Genomic DNA, 17991 nt, shown 5'->3' with positions numbered 1-17991 from the left:
GACAACTGCCGTTGATCTGACCCGATCCGGCCACTCGGTCGACAGAATCAATCCGGCCGTAGGGGCCGGTCCCGTACACGGCCCACACGCTGAACCGGGGCCTTAGGGGGGCCGTCGGCATGATCCGTATCAAGCCTCGTACGCCCCGCCGCGGCGCGGGGAACCGGCGCGGGCCCCGGCTGCGAGCCCGCGGCCGGGGCGGTCCGTGCGACGAGCATCCGTCAGCGGCGTTCGAGCGGCCGTGCCGCCGCCGGCTGCGGCGGGCGCTCACGCTCGGCCTGCCGGCGGTGTGGGGCGCCGTCGCCATCACGTACAAACTGGCCTGTCCGCTCGCGCAGCAGAGCGGCATGGGGGCGCGGATCGTCACCAGCGCCGTCTTCTTCGCCGTCGGCACCGGGCTCATATTCCAGGTGTGGCACGCGCTGATCCGCGAGCTGCGGCAGATCCGCGAGGTCGCGGGCGCCGCGCAGAACGTCCTGCTGAGGCCGCTGCCGCCGCGCGTCGACGGGCTCGCCCTCGCCGCGGGCCGGCTCTCCGCGTCGCGCGGCGCCTCCGTCGGCGGCGACCTGTACGAGGTCGCGGCCACCGACCACGGCGTCCGCCTCGTCATGGGCGACGTGCGCGGCCACGGCCTCGCCGCGATCGGCACCGTCGCCGCCGTGCTCGGCAGCTTCCGCGAGGCCGCCCACGACGAGCCCGAACTGCCGCAGGTGCTGCGGCGCCTGGAGCGGGCCCTGGCCCGGCACTTGCGGGAGCGCTCCCGCGCCGAGCACCCGGCGAGCGGCACGACGGCCCCGGAGAGCCCGGTCGCCGAGGAGTTCGTGACCGTCCTCCTGGTGGAAATCAGCCAGGACGGGGAGGTGCGGGCGCTCAACTGCGGCCACCCGTGGCCGTACCGGCTGCGCGGCCGCGCCCAGCTCCTGCCCGGCGGCGAGCCGCTGCCGCCGCTCGGCCCCTTCCCGCTGCCCGCCGAACTGCCCGTGCAGAACTGCGGCCGACTGCTGCCGGGCGACGCCCTGGTGCTGCACACGGACGGTGTGGAGGACGCGCGCGACGGCTCCGGGCGGTTCTTCCCGCTGGCCGCCGTGCTCGGCGAGGCGGCCAGGACCCAGCCGGTGTCGCCGCAGCACGTGATCCAGGCCGTGTACGCCAGGCTCCTGCGGCACATCGGCCGCCTGCCCTCCGACGACGCCGCGCTGCTCGTGCTGCGCAACGACCGCAAGAGGGTCCCACGACAGCAGACGGAGACGGAGACCGGGCGGTGCGCCCGCACCATGAGCTGAACACCGCCCGGTGTGGTGCGGCCCGCGCCGTCCGCGCCGTCGTGGAACTGCCGGGCAGACGACGGACGTACGGACGGCGCCGAAGAGGGGCCGCCGCACTGAGTTGAGGGGGGAGCCGGCGGCCCGGCCGCCTCCTGGTGAGGACCCTCAGTCAACCGACCGCGCACCCCGTGCGGCAGAGCGCGTACCCCCCGGATGCGGGCACTCCGTTCACACCCCGTGTGAAGGGCGCTCCACTAGGCTGGGCGCACCGAGCCACCGGAGGGCATCCATGCAGCCCAACACCCTGCTCGACGCGATCCTCGACGAAGCCGGCATCTCGCACGCGGGCCTGGCCGCCCATGTGAACCAGGCGGGCAAGGCCCGCGGCCTCGCTCTGAGATACGAACACACCGCCGTGGCCCGCTGGCTGAAGGGCCAGCGCCCGCGCGGCCAGGTGCCCGACCTGATCTGCGAGGTGCTCGCCGCGCGGCTGCAACGCACCGTCACGCTCGACGACATCGGCCTCGGCGTGCCCGGCGGCCCGGCCGTCCGCGGCGGCTCGATGGCCTCCACGCTCTCCGGCTTCGTCGAGCGGGCCACGGCGCTGTGGCGGTCCGACGAGCAGCAGCGCCCGCATCTGCTCGGCGCCCCCGCGGTGACCGGGACGCCCGCCGTGATGCCGGTGTGGGAGTGGGAGAACCCGCCCGAGGACACGGACGTCTCGCGCGGCGGCCGCCACCCGGTGAGCATGGCGGACCTGGAGATGCTGCGCGCGGCCCGTACGCACTACGAGCAGATGTACCGCAAGACCGGTGGCGTCGCGACCCGCACCCGCATCGTCGGCTTCCTCAACGCGGAGGCCGCGCCGCTGCTCCGCGGCAGCTACACCGACGCGATGGGGCGCCAGTTGCACCGCTCGACCGGCGGCCTTGTGGCGATAGCGGGCATCTGCGCCTACGACTCGGACGCGCACGGCCTCGCCCAGCGCTACTTCCACCAGGCGCTGCGCCTGGCGAAGGCCAGCGGGGACCGGGGGCTCGGCGCGTACGTGATCGCGCTGCTCGTCAACCAGTCCCTGTTCATGCGCGAGTTCCGCCAGGCGGTGGCCTTCGCGGAGGCCGCGCTGCGGGCCGCGGGCCGGGACATCACGCCCGCGCTCGCCTCGGACCTGTACGCGATGCAGGCCAAGGCGTACGCGCATCTGGGCGACGGCAGCAGCGCGCTGTCGTGCATCCGGCGTGCCGAGGCCGCCGCCGACCGCATCCGGCGTGGCCGGGAGCCGGACGAGACCGGCTATGTCCAGCCGGGCCTGGTCAACGTACAGGTGGCGGAGGCACTGCTCAGCCTCGGGGATCTCGCGGCGGCCCGCGAACACGCCGCCGCCGCGGTGGACACCCCGGCGCACGACCGGGGCCGGGTGCACCGGCTCGCCATGCTCAGCCAGATCGAGCTGCGCCAGGGCAACACCGACGAGGCGGTGGCCACGGCGGTGCAGATGGCCGAGCAGGCGCGCGGGATGGAGTCCCAGCGCCTGCGCGACCGGCTGCGGGCGGTGCGCGAGTACCTGGTCCGCAGCGACTGCGCGGGCACGGCGGAGGCCGCCGAGCTGATCGACGGCGCGCTGCGGGTACCGCTGTGAGGAGCGGGAGCGCGGTGAGGCGCGGTTCGCTGTGACGCTGTGACGTCGTGACATCGGGGGCGCGGGGGCGGAAAGAGGCCTGACACGTGCTACGCCGCTCCGCCGTGCGCCGAGTGCTCTCGTACCCTCCTGCTGCGATATTGCCATCTACTCGGCGGAAGGTGGCAGAACCGTGCAGTGGACGAAACAGAGCGAACAGACTGTGTATGGAAACCGATGGTTCACCGTCAATCTCGCGGACGTCGAGCTGCCGGACGGCCGGCATCTCGACCACTTCCTGATACGGCTCCGTCCGGTGGCGATCGCCACGGTGGTCAACGAGGCCAACGAGGTGCTGCTCCTGTGGCGGCACCGCTTCATCACCGACAGCTGGGGCTGGGAGCTCGCGGCGGGGGTGGTGGAGGACGGAGAGGACATCGCCTGCGCCGCGGCGCGTGAGATGGAGGAGGAGACCGGCTGGCGGCCGGGGCCCCTGCGACACCTGATGAGCGTCGAGCCGTCCAACGGGCTCACGGACGCCCGGCACCACATCTACTGGTCGGACGAGGGGACCTACATCGGCCACCCCGAGGACGACTTCGAGTCGGACCGACGCGAGTGGGTCCCGCTCAAGCTCGTTCCCGACATGGTGGCGCGTGGCGAGGTCCCGGCCGCCAACATGGCGGCGGCGCTCCTCCTGCTGCACCATCTGCGCCTCGGCGAGGACGCGCGCTGACCGCTCGGACGCGGCCCCTGGGCTAGTGTCCGAGGGCCTGCCAGACCGCCACGGCGAGCGCACCGACCGCGGTGAGCGCGGCGAGGGCGGGCAGTGGCCAGCGGGTGTGTTCCAGGGCCGCGATCCGCACGGACAGGTCGTCCTGGTCCTTCGTGTGCTGTACGTCGCGCTGGGTGAGTAACGCGAGCTGTCCGTCGACGCGGGCGAGACCCACGTCCAGGCTCCGACGTAACTCTGCGAGTTCTTCCGGGACCACGGGACGCTCGGGGTCGGTGGTCACGAGACCGCTCCTCTCAGTAGTGGTCACATCCCCCCTGTGCGCAGCCGAAAGTCAACTCGCCTGGTGGTCGCGGCGGGAGAGTGTGCGAAGGGCATATGCGAGCCCGCCGCGCACACGCCGTGTGAACGCCGCGGACCCGGCACTCACCGAGTGCCGGGTCCGTGAACTGGCCGGAAATTGACTTGAATTCAGCAACACAGCGTAGCGACTACCGGAGCTGGTCCGTCCAGATGCTGTGAACGTGCCCGGCCGCGCGCCGCTCGGACCGGCCGGCCGGGCAACCGTCAGCCGTACGTGTAGAAGCCCGAGCCCGACTTGCGGCCCAGGCGGCCCGCGTCGACCATGCGCTGGAGGAGCGGGGGAGCGGCGTACAGGGGCTCCTTGTACTCGGTGTACATGGAGTCGGCGACCGAGGCGACCGTGTCGAGGCCGATGAGGTCGGACAGCTTGAGCGGGCCCATCGGGTGGGCGCAGCCCATCTCCATGCCGTTGTCGATGTCCTCGCGGCTGGCGATGCCCGACTCGAACATCCGGATCGCGGACAGCAGGTACGGGATGAGGAGGGCGTTCACCACGAACCCGGAGCGGTCCTGGGCGCGGATGGCGTGCTTGCCGAGCACCTTCTCCGTGAACAGCTGGGCCCGGCCGAGCGTGCCCTCCGACGTGGTCAGGGCCGGAATCAGCTCGACGAGCTGCTGCACGGGGGCCGGGTTGAAGAAGTGGATGCCGATGACCTGGTCGGGCCGCGACGTGGCCACGGCCAGCTTCACCAGCGGGATGGAGGAGGTGTTGGAGGCGAGGATCGCGTCCTGGCGCGTCACGACCTGGTCGAGCACCTGGAAGATCTCGGTCTTGACCTGCTCGTTCTCCACGACGGCCTCGATGACGAGGTCGCGGTCGGCGAATTCGCCGAGGTCGGTGGTGAAGCTGAGCCGCGCGATCGTCTCGTCCCGCTCCTCCTCCGAGATCTTGCCGCGCTCGGCGGCCTTGGACAGGGAGTTGTACAGCCGCGTGCGGCCGATCTCCAGGGCCTCTCCGGTGGTCTCCGCGACCTTCACGTCCAGGCCGGAGCGGGCGCAGACCTCCGCGATCCCGGCGCCCATCTGGCCACAGCCCACCACTCCGACGCGCGCAATGTCGGCCATAGAGTCGGTCACCTCGTGCCTTTCGCTCATCTACAGGGGCGGCAGGTCCCCCGTGTGACGCCGGTCCCTGCCTCGCCGGTGAACGTTACTCCGCGCGTCGCGGTGCGCGGTGGCCCGGGTCGGGCATGCTGTCCCCGAACGGCCAGGGCTTGTCCGGGGATTTCGAGAATCAGAGGACGGGAACATGAGGCGTATGTCACGTCGGGCCTTCACCGCGGCGGCGGCATCGGTGGCCGCGGGCCTCGCGACAGCCGGGGACGCGGCCGCGGTGGCGGGCTCCAGACACAGAGGGCGCGAGATGCGGGGCATGTGGGTGGCGACGGTGGTGAACATCGACTGGCCCGCCAAGCCGGGCCTGCCCCCCGACCAGCAGCGCGCGGAGCTGATCGCGTACCTCGACGAGGCGGTGCGCCGCAAGCTGAACGCGGTGGTCCTCCAGGTGCGCCCCACGGCCGACGCGTTCTGGCCCTCGGCGTACGAGCCGTGGTCGGAGTACCTCACGGGCACCCAGGGCAAGCACCCGGGCTGGGACCCGCTCGGCACCGCCGTGCGCGAGGCGCACCACCGGGGCCTGGAGCTGCACGCCTGGTTCAACCCGTTCCGGATCGCCATGCACGCCGACCCCGCCCGGCTCGTGCCGACCCACCCCGCGCGCGTGCACCCCGAGTGGGTCGTGCCGTACGGCGGGAAGCTGTTCTACAACCCGGGCCTGCCCGAGGTGCGGCGGTTCGTGCAGCAGGCCATGCTCGACGCCGTGCGCCGCTACCGCCTCGACGCCGTGCACTGGGACGACTACTTCTACCCGTACCCCGTGGCGGGCCAGGTCTTCGACGACGACGACGCCTTCGCGCGCTACGGCGGCGCCTTCCCCGACCGGGCCTCGTGGCGGCGGGACAACATCGACCGGCTCGTGCGCGAGATGGGCACCCGGATCAAGAAGGTCCGCCCGGGCACGCAGTTCGGGATCAGCCCCTTCGGCGTCTGGCGCAACGCGGCCACCGACCCGACGGGATCGGACACGCGGGCGGGCGTGCAGACCTACGACGACCTGTACGCGGACACCCGCGGCTGGGTGCGCAAGCGCTGGCTGGACTACATCTGCCCACAGCTCTACTGGCACATCGGCCTGCCCGCCGCCGACTACGCGAAGCTGGTCCCCTGGTGGGACGAGGTGGCCCGGGGCACAGGCGTACGCCTCTACGTGGGGGAGGCGCTGTACAAGGCGGGCGACCCGGCGCAGCCCGCGCCGTGGCAGGACCCGACCGAGCTGTCCCGCCACCTCACGTACGCGAAGGGCTTCCCGCGGGTGCGCGGGCACGTGTTCTACTCGGCGAAGCACGTGGTCGCCGACAGGATCGGCGCCATGCGGCGCGTCGTCGACGACCACTACACGTACCCGGCACCGTGACGGGCGCGGCCCAAGGGGCGCGCGGGCTAGTCGTTGGAGGCGAAGGGGCGTACGACCGTGTCGGGGCCCGGGGACATCACCGTCTCGTGTCCGTCCTCGAACCGAATGCGGTACGGCGGGCCGCCGTCCGCTCCGAGGACCTCGATGACTTCCGCAGTCCGGTCGTGCTGTCCGACGATCCTGCCGTGGATCAGCAGCCGGTCGCCCACGGATGCTTGCATGGGGAGTGACCTCCTCGTCCGCGTCGCTGTTGGTGGCGGTGCGTGGCCGACAGTGTACGACCGGTGGCCTCGGTTGGCGCCTACCCGCGCGCTCGTTGGGTGGCGGCGATGCACATCAGGACGGCGACGGCCGTGAGCGGCGCCGCGGGGGTCAGCGTCTCGCCGAGCAGGAACACCGACCAGACGAGGGTGAGCAGGGGCTGGGCGAGCTGGAGCTGGCTGGCCTTGGGGACGCCGATCGCGGCCATGCCCCGGTACCAGACGAGCAGGCCGAGGAACTGCGAGCCGACCGCCGAGTACAGCAGGCCCGCCGTGCTGTGCCCGGTGAGCTGGAACGTCTCGTGCGGCAGGGCGAGCGCCGCCCAGACGACGCCGAGGGGCAGGCACAGGACCAGCGCCCAGCCGATGACCTGCCAGCCGGGCATGTGCCGGGCGAGGCGGCCGCCCTCGGTGTAGCCCGCGGCGCACACCACGAGCGCGCCGAACAGGTACAGGTCGGCGATCGTCAGGGCGCCGCCGCTCTGCTGGAGGGTGAACGCGACCACGGCGGCGGCGCCCGCGAGCGCCGCGGCCCAGAAGGCGCGCGAGGGCCGGGCGCCGGTGCGCAGCACGGAGAACACGGCCGTGGTCAGCGGCAGCAGGCCGACGACGACGGCCGCGTGCGCGGTGCTGGACGTCTGGAGGGCGAGCGTCGTGAGCAGGGGGAAGCCGATGACCGTGCCGGCCGCGACGACGGCGAGGCCGGGCCAGTCGGCGCGCCGGGGCGGCCGCACGCGCAGCGCGAGCAGACAGCCGCCCGCGACGAGGGCGCTCAGCACGCAGCGCAGCGCGACGAAGCTCCAGGGGCCGATGCCTCCCAGGCCCCAGGCGGTCGCGGGGAAGGTGAGCGAGAACGCGGTGACGCCGAGGGCGGCCTGGAGGGTGCCGACGCGGCGGGGGGAGGGGGCCGCGGCCATGGGCCGGCCCGCCGAGGTGGTGCCGGGCGGGACCGCTATCCGCCGTCGTTCAGTAGCGCTATCCTGTGCTGTCATGCAACAGCGTAGCAGTGTGGGTGAGTTGGCGTATCAGCTGCGAAATGAGCTGGACCGCTACTCTCCAGGTGGAAAGCTGCCCTCCAGCCGGGCCCTGGTCGAGCGGTTCCGGGTGAGCCCGGTGACCGTGTCGCGTGCCCTCGCGCAGCTCGCCGCGGAGGGCCTGGTCGTCACGCGGCCCGGTGCCGGTGCCTTCCGCGCGCAGGCGCCGGGCGCCCCCGCCGTGCCGGTGGGCGACACCTCGTGGCAGGAGGTGTCCCTGAGCGCCGACGCCACCGCCGACGTCGTGCCGCGCTCGGTGGACGCCTCCGGGGTGCTCGCCACGCTGGCCGCGCCCGGCCCGGGCGTCATCGAGTTCAACGGCGGCTATCTGCACCCCTCGCTCCAGCCCGAGCGCGCGATGGCCGCCGCCCTCGCCCGGGCCGGGCGCCGCCCCGGCGCCTGGGAACGGCCCCCGGTCGACGGCCTGCCCGAGCTGCGCGAGTGGTTCGCGCGCGGCATCGGCGGCGCGATCACCGCGGCCGAGGTCCTGATCACCGCGGGCGGGCAGAGCGCCCTGACCACCACGCTGCGGGCGCTGGCCCCGCCCGGCGCGCCGGTGCTCATCGAATCGCCCACGTACCCCGGCCTTCTCGCCATCGCGCGGGCCGCCGGGCTCCGGCCGGTGCCGGTGCCGGTGGACACCGACGGGGTGCGGCCCGAGCTGCTCGCCGCCGCGTTCGAGGCGACCGGCGCGCGCGTGTTCGTCTGCCAGCCGCTGTTCCAGAACCCCACCGGCGCCGTGCTGTCCGCCGCGCGCCGCCCCGAGGTGCTGCGCATCGCCCGGGCCGCGGGGGCGTTCGTCGTCGAGGACGACTTCGTGCGCCGCCTCGTGCACGAGGACGCGGGGCCGCTGCCCAGGCCTTTGGCGTCCGACGACCAGGACGGCGTGGTCGTGCACGTGTGCTCGCTGACCAAGGCCACGTCGCCGAGCTTCCGGGTCAGCGCCCTCGCCGCGCGCGGCCCCGTCCTGGAGCGGCTGCGCACCATCCAGGTCGTCGACCACTTCTTCGTGCCCAGGCCGCTCCAGGAGGCCGCACTCGAACTCGTCGGCTCCCCGGCCTGGACCCGCCATCTGCGCGCCGTGGCCAGGGAGTTGAAGGAGCGCAGGGACGCCCTGGTGGCCGCGCTGCGGCTGCGGCTTCCCACGCTCGCCCTGCCGCACGTCCCGGCGGGCGGCTACCACCTGTGGCTCCGGCTCCCCGACGGCACCGACGAACTCGCCCTGGCGGCCGCCGCGTTGCGCGCCGGGGTCGCCGTCGCCCCCGGCCGCCCGTACTTCGCTGCGGAGCCCCCGGCCGGGCACATCCGCCTCAGCTTCGCCGCGCTCGCGGGCACGGCGGAGATCGCCGAAGGAGTCCGCCGGCTGTCCGAGGCGTGTGATGAGGTGACGGCATGACTGACACGCCCCGCACCCACGCCCTGCCCGACGGGTACGAGATGTCCACCGACCCCGCCCGCATCGACGCGGCCCGCGTCCACCACTGGCTGTCCACCGACGCCTACTGGGCCCTCGGCCGCCCCCGCGCCAAGCAGGACGACGCGATCGCGGGCTCCCTCAACTTCGGCGTGTACGACACCGCGTCGGGCGAGCAGGTGGCGTACGGGCGCGTGGTGACCGACCACGCCACCTTCGCCTGGCTCTGCGACGTCTACGTGGACCGCTCCGTGCGCGGCACCGGCCTGGGCACCGCCCTCGCCGCGGGCATACGCGACCATCTGACGGCTCTCGGGCTGCGCAGGATCATGCTCGCGACCGGGGACGCCCACGGTGTCTACGAGAAGATCGGCTTCAAGGGCCTGGAGAACCCGGACCTGTGGATGGTGCTCGGCGAGCAGTGAGCACGCGGGCATAGTCCGTCGTCAGGAGCAGGTCCTTGGCGGGGCCCCGGACGCGCCAGCGCGTCCGCCAGGAGTGGGCGTCGTCCACGGCGAAGTCGCCCCGGTAGAGGTCCGCGGCGCACGGGTGGTCGGCGGTGTGACGGCCGGTGCGCAGATCGAGGCCGTGGAAGAAGCGCCCGTCGGCGAAGTGCACGAGCACGGTGCCCGCGCCCTCGCCCGGCAGGAAGCGCAGGGTGCGCTCGGCGGGGCGCGGGGTGCCCCGCCAGGTGAACGTGCCGGACTCGTGGTGCAGCAGCCCGCCGCCCGGCAGCGGCGTGAACCGGGTCGTGCCGCTGAAGCGGCCCTCCACCGGTCCGTCCGGGCCCGCGGCGAAGTCCCGTACGGTCCGCTCGACGCGCCACGCGCCGGCGAGGAAGGCGAGCGCGTCGGGCACGGGGAAGGGCATGCCCGCAGCGTACGCGGCCCGCGCAGGGGCCCGGCCGGCCGGGCCCCGCGCTCCCACCGGCCTCCCACCGGCCTCCCACCGGCCTCCCACCGGCCTCCCACCGGCCTCCCACCGGCCTCCCACCGGCCTCTACCGGTCGACGACGGCGAGGCTCACCTCGTCGTACCGCGTCCCCGCGACGCCGCCCGCGGGAGCCGCCGCGTCGATCGCGGCGAGGTCGTCGGCGGTCAGTTCGAGCGTGGCGGCGGCGAGGTTCTCCCGCAGATACGTCTCGCGGCGCGTGCCCGGGATCGGCACCACGTCGGCGCCGCGGTGCTGCACCCAGGCCAGGGCGAGCTGGCCCGCCGTGACGCCCTTCTCGGCGGCGAGCGCGTCCAGGGCGGCGACGATGGCGAGGTTGCTCTCCAGATTGCCGTCGGCGAAGCGCGGCTGCGAGCGCCGTACGTCGTTCGCCTCAAGGCCCTCGACCGAGGTGACGCGGCCGGTCAGGAAGCCGCGGCCGAGCGGCGAGAACGGTACGAGCCCGATGCCGAGCTCCCGGCAGACCGGCGCCGTCTCCGCCTCCAGGTCGCGGGTCCACAGCGACCACTCGCTCTGGAGGGCCGCGATCGGGTGCACGGCGTGCGCGCGCCGGATCGTCCGCGCGCTCGCCTCGGACAGACCGAGGTGGCGCACCTTGCCGGCCGCGACCAGGTCGGCCATCGCGCCCACGGTCTCCTCGATCGGCACGTTCGGGTCGACGCGGTGCTGGTAGTACAGGTCGATGTGGTCGACGCCGAGCCGGGCGAGGGAGGCGTCGCAGGCCTGGCGCACGTACGCGGCGTCGCCGCGGATCAGCGGCGGCTCGCCGAGCCGGTTGGCGAAGCCGAACTTCGTGGCGATCACGGCCCGCTCCCGGCGCGCGCCGGACAGGGCGCGGCCGAGCAGCTCCTCGTTGTGCCCGGAGCCGTAGAAGTCGGCGGTGTCGAAGAGGGTGACGCCGAGGTCGAGGGCGCGGTGGATCGTGGCGGTCGACTGGGCGTCGTCCGACGCGCCGTAGCCGTGGCTCATCCCCATGCAGCCGAGTCCCTGTGCCGAGACCGTGAGCGCGCCGAGCTTGCGGGTGGGCAGGCCGGTCATGTCGTACCTCCAGGTGGTGCGGTGGTCTGCGCGGATCGCCGCGGTGCGGTGATCACGGCCGTGACAGTAGGAGTTGGAGCGCGCTCCAACGCAAGCGCCGGCCCGGGGGGCGGGGGCCCGCACCAGTACGGCGGCTGGGGGTGGCCGCAGGCCGGAACTGCGGCCGACCGGATGGCCGTCCGGTGCGCGCGTTCGTAGCGTGAGCGGGGTTCACGGACCCGTCCTGCCCCTTTTCCGTCCACCCCGGAGCGTCATGCGTGCCGTCACCTTCACCGCGGCGGGCCTCGGGCTCGCCGTCCTGCTCGCGGGCGGGGTACCCGCAGCCGCCCGGCCGCCGCACCCCACGGGCGGAGCCGCCCTCGCCACCTACGAGAACCAGCGCCTGACCTGGGGCGCCTGCTCTCCCGCGCAGAAGGAGCTGCGGGCGGCGGGCGCCCGGTGCGCACACGTCACCGTGCCGCTGGACTACGCGGAGCCCGAAGGCCGCACCCTCCGGATCGCGATCTCCCGCATCGAGGCCGAGGTCCCGGCGGACCGGCGGCGCGGCGTCCTGCTGACCAACCCTGGCGGGCCCGGCGGCCCCGGCCTCGCCTATACCCTCGCCCTGCGCCCGGCCCTGAAGGACGTGGCGGGCGCCTACGACCTCATCGGCTTCGACCCGCGCTTCCTCGGCGAGAGCAGCCCGCTGACCTGCGACCCGGCCCGCGACTCCGCCGAGCCCGGGCCGACCACCACCCCGCGCAGGGACTTCGGCGAGGCGCTGGCCGCGGCCCGTGAGGACGCCCGCCGCTGCCACGCGCGCGGCGACAACGCCCGCCTTCTGCCGCACGCCTCCTCACGCAACGTCGCCCGCGACATGGACGTGATCCGCGCGGCCCTGGGCGAGCGCCGCCTGTCGTACTACGGGGTGTCGTACGGCGCCGACCTGGGCGCCACCTACACGCAGCTGTTCCCGCGCCGCGTGGACCGCTTCGTTATCGACTCCGTCACGGACCCGGCCGCCACGCAGTACGAGCAGTTCCAGCGCTCCGGACGGCCCGCGGAGGCGGCCCTGGACGAGTGGGCGGCGTGGACGGCCCGCCGCGACGGCACCTACCACCTGGGCCGCACGGCCGCCGCCGTCCGGCGCCAGGTGGAGACGCTGCTCGCCCGCGCGGAGCGGCGGCCACCGCGCGTGGACGGGCTGCGCCTGAACGCGCCGCTCCTGCGGATGATCCTCAAGCAGCCCCTCGTCCAGGGCGAGAACGACCCGACGGTGGCCGCCGTCGTCCGCGACCTGGTCGCCGTCTCGCACGGCCGGCCCACCGAGCCGGGGTCCGAACTCGCCCGCATGATCGCGCTGTTGAAGTCGCCCGAGGTCGCGGACAGCATGCTCGGCGGCACGCTCTTCATGTGCGGCGACGGCGGCTGGCCCGCCGGTGGCTGGCCCGCATCGCCACACACGTACTGGAGGAACAGCCTGCGCAGCCGCGCCACCGAGCCCGTCTTCGGGCCGTTCGTGAACGGCGTGACCGCGCCCTGCCTGTACTTCCCGGCGCCCCCGCGCGAGCCCGCCGTCACCATCGGCAACGAGGTGCCCGTCCTGCTGCTCCAGGCGAAGCGCGACCACACCCCCTACCGCGACGCGCTCGCCATGCACCGGGCGCTGCGCGGCTCCCGCATGGTCACGGCGGACCTCCGCGGGCACGGCGTCTACGGCCGCGCGGTGGACGGTCTCGACCCGGTGCCGTGCGCCGACCGGGCCGTGAACGCCTACCTGGGCGGGGGCGGCCTGCCGCGTGAGGACGTCACCTGCCCGGTGGCGAGTGCTACGCGAAGTGGTCCAGGCCGGTGAGTTCGGCGGACAGGTCCCACAGCCGCGCCGCCGCCTCGGGGTCCCTGACCCACGGCTTGACGCCGCCGATCAGCATGTCGTCGGTGGTGGCGGGCCCGGCGACGTCGCAGTCCTGGCAGTAGGCGCCGCCGTGGCCCGCGAGCAGCGGCGACGTGGCCGCCCACACGGCCGTCGCCGCGCCCTGCGCCGGGGACTTGAAGCCCTCGGCCGGAGTGCCGTCAGGGCCGAGCCAGCCCTGGGCGAGCTGCTCCTCGCGCGGCACGTGCCGTTGCAGCGGGGTGAGGACGCTGCCCGGGTGCACGGCGAAGGCACGCGGCCCCCCGGGCCCGGCGAGCCGGTCCAGGTGCAGGGCGAACAGCGCGTTGGCGGTCTTCGACTGCGCGTACGCGAGCCAGCGGTCGTAGCCCGTGCGGAAGTGCGGGTCCTGCCAGCGGATGCCGGACAGGAAGTGCCCCGACGAGGCCACCGCCACGACCCGGGCCCGCCCCGGGGTCAGTGCCGGGGCGAGCCGGTTGACCAGGGCGAAGTGTCCCAGGTGGTTGACCGCGAAGTGCGCCTCCCAGCCGGGCCCGACGCGGGTCTCGGGGCAGGCCATGACACCCGCGCCCGCGATGAGCAGGTCGACGGCGCGGCCCGCGTCCAGGACGCGGTCGGCGAAGGCGCGGACGCTCTCCAGGTCGGCGAGGTCCAGGGCGGCCACCTCCACGCCGGGCACGCCGTCGAGGGCCGCCGCGGCCGCCTCCGGCCCGCGCGCCGGGACGAGCACGCGGGCCCCGGCGCGGGCGAGCGCCCGGGTCGTCTCCAGGCCGAGCCCGGAGGCACCGCCGGTCACGAGCGCGGTCCTGCCCTCCAGACAGATGCCCTTCAGTACGTCGTCGGCGGTGCTCCACGCGCCGTGTCCGGAACCGATCGCGCGCTGCTCAGCTGTCTTGGTCGTCATGGCGGCGACGCTAGAACCTAGACTGCGATCTAGATCAAGCCGAGCACGCGGAGGTCGGGGATGGCGCGGCACACCGAGGGGAAGTCCATCGGGCAGGTCGCCGAGGAGACCGGCCTGAGCGTGCACGCGCTGCGGTTCTTCGAGCGCGAGGAGCTGTTCCTGCGGCCGGTCCCGCGCACCGGCGGCGGGCGGCGCGTGTACGAGAGCGCCGACGTGGAGTGGCTCCTGCTGTGCAACCGGCTGCGCGCCTCCGGGATGCCGATCGCCACGCTCAAGCACTTCGCCCGCCTCGTCCGCTCGGGCCCGGGGAACGAGCCGGAGCGGCTCGCGCTGCTCCAGGAGCACGAACGCGCCGTCCGCGCGCGCAGGGCGGAACTCGACGCCGCCCTGGAGATCATCCACGGCAAGGTCGTGGCGTACGAGAAGCACGTGCGCGAGGGCACCGCGGCGGGCGTCTGGGCCCCGGCCCCGCGCCACTGACCGGGCTCGCACCGCCGCCCGGGCCCCTCGCCCGGCCGCGTACGTGTCCGGTATCCGTCTCTCGGCCAGGGCCCTGTCAGGACCACCCCGTCCACGAGATATCTTGATGTCGAGCAATGTTGCAGACGTGGAGCGGAGCACCCGGTGACTGACTCGACCATCATCTACACACACACTGACGAGGCCCCCGCCCTCGCGACGCATTCGTTCCTGCCCGTGATCCAGGCGTACGCCTCGACGGCCGGTGTCCGCGTCGAGACCCGTGACATCTCCCTGGCGGGCCGGATCATCGCGAGCTTCCCGGAGCGCCTGGAGCCGAGCCAGCGCATCGACGACGCGCTGGCCGAACTGGGTGAGCTGGCCAAGACCCCGCAGGCCAACATCATCAAGCTGCCGAACATCTCGGCGTCGATCCCGCAGCTGAAGGCCGCCGTGGCCGAGCTGCAGGAGCAGGGCTACGCGCTGCCGGACTACCCGGACGACCCCAAGACCGACGAGGAGCGCGACATCCGCGCCCGCTACGACAAGGTCAAGGGCTCCGCCGTCAACCCGGTCCTGCGCGAGGGCAACTCCGACCGCCGCGCCCCCGCGTCGGTCAAGAACTACGCCAAGACGCACCCGCACCGCATGGGCGCCTGGAGCGGCGACTCCAAGACGAACGTCGCCACCATGGGGGAGAACGACTTCCGCTCGACGGAGAAGTCCGTCGTGATCGAGAAGGCCGGCGCGCTCAAGATCGAGCTGGTCGCCGCCGACGGCTCCACCACCGTCCTGCGCGAGTCCGTCCCGGTCCTCGCGGGCGAGGTCGTCGACGCCTCCGTGATGCGCGTCGCCGCGCTGCGCGAGTTCCTGACCGCCCAGGTCGCCCGCGCCAAGGCCGACGGCGTGCTGTTCTCCGTGCACCTCAAGGCGACGATGATGAAGGTCTCCGACCCCATCGTCTTCGGCCATGTCGTACGCGCCTTCTTCCCGAAGACCTTCGCGGCCTTCGGCGCCGACCTCGCGGCCGCGGGCCTGTCCCCGAACGACGGCCTCGGCGGCATCTACAAGGGCCTGGAGGCGCTGGCCAACGGCGCCGAGATCAAGGCGTCCTTCGAGGCCGAGCTGGCCGAGGGCCCGGACCTGGCGATGGTCGACTCCGACCGCGGCATCACCAACCTGCACGTGCCGTCCGACGTCATCGTCGACGCCTCCATGCCGGCCATGATCCGCACCTCGGGTCACATGTGGGACAAGAACGGCGCCGAGGCCGACACCCTCGCCGTCATCCCGGACTCCTCCTACGCGGGCGTCTACCAGGTCGTCATCGACGACTGCCGCGCCAAGGGCGCCTACGACCCGGCCACCATGGGCTCGGTCCCGAACGTCGGCCTGATGGCGCAGAAGGCCGAGGAGTACGGCTCCCACGACAAGACCTTCGAGATCCCGGTCTCCGGCACGGTCCGCCTGGTCGACGCCGAGGGCACCGCGCTCATCGAGCAGCCGGTCTCCGAGGGCGACATCTTCCGCGCCTGCCAGACCAAGGACGCGCCGATCAAGGACTGGGTGAAGCTGGCCGTCAGCCGCGCCCGCGCCACCGGCAACCCGGCCGTGTTCTGGCTGGACGAGACCCGCGCGCACGACGCCAACCTGATCGCCAAGGTGAAGGCGTACCTGCCGGAGTTCGACACCGAGGGCCTGGACCTGCGGATCATGTCCCCGGTCGAGGCCACCCAGCTGTCCGTGGAGCGCATCCGCGAGGGCCTCGACACCATCTCCGTCACGGGCAACGTGCTGCGTGACTACCTGACCGACCTGTTCCCGATCCTGGAGCTGGGCACCAGCGCCAAGATGCTCTCGGTCGTCCCGCTGATGAACGGCGGCGGCCTGTTCGAGACCGGCGCCGGCGGCTCCGCCCCGAAGCACGTCCAGCAGCTGGTCAAGGAGAACTACCTGCGCTGGGACAGCCTCGGCGAGTTCCTCGCGCTCGCGGTCTCCTTCGAGCACCTGGCGCAGACCACGGGCAACGCCCGCGCCCAGGTCCTCGCGGACACCCTGGACCGCGCCACGGCCTCGTTCCTGAACGAGAACAAGTCGCCGAGCCGCAAGCTGGGTGGCATCGACAACCGCGGCAGCCACTTCTACCTGTCCCTGTACTGGGCCCAGGAGCTGGCCAAGCAGACCGCCGACGCCCAGCTCGCCGAGGCCTTCGGTCCGCTCGCCAAGACGCTGACCGAGCAGGAGCAGACGATCGTGGACGAGCTGATCGCCGTCCAGGGTTCCCCGGCCGACATCGGCGGGTACTACAAGGCCGACGTCACCAAGGCCGCGGCCGTCATGCGCCCCTCGGCCACGTTCAACGAGGCCATCGCCTCGCTCGCGTAACGGCGCCCGCCCTCCAGGTGTCCTGAGGCAAGCGCACCGCTCGCCCCGGTCGGCAACCGCTGACCGGGGCGGTGGTGTCTTGGCCACCGGACACCGGTGCCGCACCGGAGGCCGGGGCGGCACAAGATCTCCATTGCATAGATCTGCAATAGCTTGTATATTCATGCCATTCACGAGGAGGAGTCCATGACGGTACGCGCAGCGGTGGCGGGGGCGAGCGGATACGCGGGCGGGGAACTGCTGCGCACGCTGCTCACGCACCCCGAGGTCGAGATCGGCACCCTCACCGCCAACTCCAACGCGGGCCAGCCGCTCGGCGCCCTCCAGCCGCACCTGACGCCGCTCGCCGAGCGCGTCCTCGCGCCCACCACCGCCGAGTCGCTCGCGGGGCACGACGTCGTCTTCCTCGCCCTGCCGCACGGCCAGTCCGCCGCGGTCGCCGAGCAGCTCGGCCCGGACGTGCTCGTGGTGGACATGGGCGCGGACTTCCGCCTGAAGGACGCCGCGGACTGGGAGCGGTTCTACGGCAGCGAGCACGCCGGCACCTGGCCGTACGGCCTGCCGGAGCTGCCGGGCGGCCGCGCCGCCCTCGCCGGGACCAAGCGCATCGCCGTGCCCGGCTGCTACCCCACGGCGGTCTCGCTCGCCCTGTTCCCGGCGTACGCGGCGGGCCTCGTCGAGGACGAGGCGGTGATCGTCGCGGCCTCCGGCACCTCGGGCGCGGGCAAGGCGGCCAAGCCCCACCTCCTCGGCTCCGAGGTCATGGGCTCCATGTCGCCGTACGGCGTGGGCGGTGTGCACCGGCACACCCCCGAGATGATCCAGAACCTCAGCGCGGCGGCCGGCACCCGCGTGTCCGTCTCCTTCACGCCCACCCTCGCCCCCATGCCGCGCGGCATCCTCGCCACGTGCAGCGCCAAGGCCACGCCGGGCGTCACCGCGGAGAGCGTGCGCGCGGCGTACGAGAAGGCGTTCGCCGACGAGCCGTTCGTACGGCTGCTCCCGGAGGGCCAGTGGCCCGCCACGGCCTCCGTCTACGGCTCGAACGCCGTGCACGTCCAGGTCGCCCACGACCCGGGCTCCGGCCGCGTGATCGTGATCAGCGCCATCGACAACCTCAGCAAGGGCACCGCGGGCGGCGCCGTGCAGAGCATGAACATCGCCCTGGGGCTCCCGGAGGAGCTGGGGCTTTCCACGATCGGAGTCGCACCGTGAGCGACGCGC

The 17991-nt window shown here is 73.5% G+C and carries 17 protein-coding genes; 10 read left to right on the top strand and 7 right to left on the bottom strand.

The window, feature by feature from the left end; genetic code table 11:
- The first annotated feature begins 119 nt into the window (after positions 1-119).
- The 3 genes from AC07GB_RS30545 to AC07GB_RS30535 all read left to right on the top strand — a co-directional run bounded on the left by AC07GB_RS30545 (position 120) and on the right by AC07GB_RS30535 (position 3619).
- Entirely contained in the window at positions 120-1283 is a 1164-nt protein-coding gene (locus tag AC07GB_RS30545) for a PP2C family protein-serine/threonine phosphatase (RefSeq protein WP_478851059.1), read from the top strand.
- A gap of 271 nt (positions 1284-1554) precedes the next feature.
- Positions 1555-2904: a transcriptional regulator gene (locus AC07GB_RS30540; RefSeq protein ID WP_478851057.1), complete on the top strand. Its 1350-nt coding sequence runs from the start codon at positions 1555-1557 to the stop codon at positions 2902-2904.
- Positions 2905-3076: 172 nt separating this feature from the next.
- Positions 3077-3619 (top strand): NUDIX hydrolase, encoded by a 543-nt coding sequence (locus tag AC07GB_RS30535; protein WP_478851055.1) that lies wholly within the window; start codon positions 3077-3079, stop codon positions 3617-3619.
- Positions 3620-3641: 22 nt separating this feature from the next.
- On the opposite strand, the gene AC07GB_RS30530 is transcribed toward AC07GB_RS30535, so the two are convergent.
- Together AC07GB_RS30530 and AC07GB_RS30525 are read right to left on the bottom strand one after the other, a co-directional pair.
- Complete coding sequence (locus tag AC07GB_RS30530; RefSeq protein WP_478851053.1) at positions 3642-3899, bottom strand: hypothetical protein; 258 nt, start codon at positions 3897-3899, stop codon at positions 3642-3644.
- Between the two features lie 284 nt (positions 3900-4183).
- On the bottom strand, positions 4184-5044 hold the full coding sequence (locus tag AC07GB_RS30525) for a 3-hydroxybutyryl-CoA dehydrogenase (protein ID WP_478851051.1): 861 nt from the start codon (positions 5042-5044) through the stop codon (positions 4184-4186).
- A 184-nt stretch (positions 5045-5228) separates the two neighbouring features.
- Here AC07GB_RS30525 and AC07GB_RS30520 point away from each other — a divergent pair, with 184 nt between their 5' ends.
- Positions 5229-6452 (top strand): glycoside hydrolase family 10-like protein, encoded by a 1224-nt coding sequence (locus AC07GB_RS30520; protein ID WP_478851049.1) that lies wholly within the window; start codon positions 5229-5231, stop codon positions 6450-6452.
- A 26-nt stretch (positions 6453-6478) separates the two neighbouring features.
- On the opposite strand, the gene AC07GB_RS30515 is transcribed toward AC07GB_RS30520, so the two are convergent.
- Both AC07GB_RS30515 and AC07GB_RS30510 read right to left on the bottom strand, forming a co-directional pair.
- The gene (locus AC07GB_RS30515) at positions 6479-6673 is read right to left on the bottom strand and encodes a DUF1918 domain-containing protein (protein ID WP_478851047.1); all 195 of its coding nucleotides are present in this window, start codon (positions 6671-6673) and stop codon (positions 6479-6481) included.
- 80 nt (positions 6674-6753) lie between these two features.
- Entirely contained in the window at positions 6754-7704 is a 951-nt protein-coding gene (locus AC07GB_RS30510) for a DMT family transporter (protein WP_478851045.1), read from the bottom strand.
- On the opposite strand from AC07GB_RS30510, the gene AC07GB_RS30505 reads away from it, so the two are divergent.
- Positions 7703-9142 carry an aminotransferase-like domain-containing protein gene (locus AC07GB_RS30505; protein ID WP_478851043.1) on the top strand — a complete coding sequence of 480 codons (1440 nt, stop codon included), beginning with the start codon at positions 7703-7705 and terminating at the stop codon, positions 9140-9142. The two genes, AC07GB_RS30510 and AC07GB_RS30505, sit on opposite strands and share 2 nt — an antisense overlap.
- Positions 9139-9585: a GNAT family N-acetyltransferase gene (locus AC07GB_RS30500; RefSeq protein ID WP_478851041.1), complete on the top strand. Its 447-nt coding sequence runs from the start codon at positions 9139-9141 to the stop codon at positions 9583-9585. Before AC07GB_RS30505 ends, AC07GB_RS30500 begins: the two co-directional genes overlap by 4 nt.
- Here AC07GB_RS30500 and AC07GB_RS30495 read toward each other — a convergent pair.
- Positions 9536-10030: a DUF6314 family protein gene (locus AC07GB_RS30495; protein WP_478851039.1), complete on the bottom strand. Its 495-nt coding sequence runs from the start codon at positions 10028-10030 to the stop codon at positions 9536-9538. The genes AC07GB_RS30500 and AC07GB_RS30495 overlap by 50 nt on opposite strands.
- Before the next feature lie 129 nt (positions 10031-10159).
- Positions 10160-11149, bottom strand: coding sequence for an aldo/keto reductase (locus AC07GB_RS30490; RefSeq protein ID WP_478851037.1), 990 nt, complete (start codon positions 11147-11149; stop codon positions 10160-10162).
- Between the two features lie 253 nt (positions 11150-11402).
- Between AC07GB_RS30490 and AC07GB_RS30485 the strand changes: the two genes are divergently transcribed.
- Positions 11403-12983 (top strand): alpha/beta hydrolase, encoded by a 1581-nt coding sequence (locus AC07GB_RS30485; RefSeq protein ID WP_478851035.1) that lies wholly within the window; start codon positions 11403-11405, stop codon positions 12981-12983.
- Here the strand turns inward: AC07GB_RS30485 and AC07GB_RS30480 are convergent.
- Complete coding sequence (locus AC07GB_RS30480) at positions 12958-13923, bottom strand: oxidoreductase (RefSeq protein WP_478851033.1); 966 nt, start codon at positions 13921-13923, stop codon at positions 12958-12960. The two genes, AC07GB_RS30485 and AC07GB_RS30480, sit on opposite strands and share 26 nt — an antisense overlap.
- A 60-nt stretch (positions 13924-13983) precedes the next feature.
- On the opposite strand from AC07GB_RS30480, the gene AC07GB_RS30475 reads away from it, so the two are divergent.
- The 3 genes from AC07GB_RS30475 to argC all read left to right on the top strand — a co-directional run bounded on the left by AC07GB_RS30475 (position 13984) and on the right by argC (position 17982).
- Positions 13984-14403, top strand: a complete 420-nt coding sequence (locus AC07GB_RS30475; RefSeq protein WP_478851031.1) for a MerR family transcriptional regulator — start codon at positions 13984-13986, stop codon at positions 14401-14403.
- 144 nt (positions 14404-14547) lie between these two features.
- Positions 14548-16767, top strand: a complete 2220-nt coding sequence (locus AC07GB_RS30470; RefSeq protein WP_478851029.1) for an NADP-dependent isocitrate dehydrogenase — start codon at positions 14548-14550, stop codon at positions 16765-16767.
- Between the two features lie 186 nt (positions 16768-16953).
- Positions 16954-17982 carry an N-acetyl-gamma-glutamyl-phosphate reductase gene (argC, locus tag AC07GB_RS30465; protein ID WP_478851027.1) on the top strand — a complete coding sequence of 343 codons (1029 nt, stop codon included), beginning with the start codon at positions 16954-16956 and terminating at the stop codon, positions 17980-17982.
- Positions 17983-17991: the final 9 nt, after the last annotated feature.

The organism is Streptomyces sp. NPDC045778, from assembly GCF_056431945.1.
The sequence above is the reverse complement of the archived record's forward strand: the minus strand, read 5'-3'. Positions and strand labels throughout refer to the sequence as shown.